Below are 1,019 nucleotides of genomic sequence, written 5' to 3' on the forward strand. Positions count from 1 at the left end.
TTATCAATCCACCATCCTTGCTGTGTTTTGCTCTTTTCGTAATTATTTACGCCTGTGACTTTGCCGACTTCGGTTAGATTGCAATACTCGCATTGAAACTCATAAAAGACTTTTGAGTTTGAGGCGGTGTTGAAATTTGTCTCTTGATTATCCGTGTCAATGGCATTTATCCGCGCACGGAGGATTAGCAATTCATTATCCAAAGTCGAATCATATTTGGGATAATATGAGTTTGGAAACTGCGCGAAAGTAATCTCACTTGGAATGCCATTTGGGAAATTTTTATTTGTGAAAATTGGCTCACTTTTCATATTTGGCGTAAAAGGAATATCTTTATCCTTATCGACTTTGACAATCGCGCTAGATTCTGCGATACCATTTTTAAAATCTTTCGCAGAGACAATCAGCGGTTTGCTCCCATCCTTGCCTAAAATCTCTAATGCAAATCCTTTTCCTGCAATCTCTTTGATTTCAACTGCTAGATTCTGCGATGAGCAGGTTTGCGAAAAGGTTGTGGCGATTGCCTTTTTATCGCTTTTTAGTGCGGTAAATCGCACCTTGCTCCCTTCCTCAATATCAGGTGTGCTTCCCTGCCCGAAATATAGGACTTTTAGCGCGTTGCCATTTTTATCTAACAACTCGATTTTAAAGTCATTTGGGACGACTTCATATTCAAACTTCAACTTCAACGCCACAGGGAACGGACACGGGAAGTCGCCACTACCACAGAGATTCTGCGATTTTTGCTCTTTTATTTTATCCACCATTGCTTTATCGATGATTGTCGATTCTATCTCGCCTACAAGGGCATCTTTTTCATTTATACTCCAAAGAATGCCCCCGGCGCTTGTGCCTTGCGAGAGATTTATGGAACTCTCATTTAATTTATTTGCGGTGGCGCAGGTGGAGTTTGCGGTGGTGGGTGGAGTAGAATCTGCGTTTGTAATTCCTTTTACGCTAACTTTTGGTGTGGCAGAGATTATGCCAATGGAATTCGCAGAATCTACGCCGATATCAAC

General features: G+C 41.4%; 1 protein-coding gene. It reads right to left on the bottom strand.

Annotated elements, in window-relative coordinates:
* The coding region (locus ACWIUE_RS11875) for a hypothetical protein (RefSeq protein WP_454137000.1) at nucleotides 1-1,019 on the bottom strand (1,019 nt) is incomplete at both ends.

It is taken from the genome of Helicobacter sp. 23-1045 (assembly GCF_053654655.1).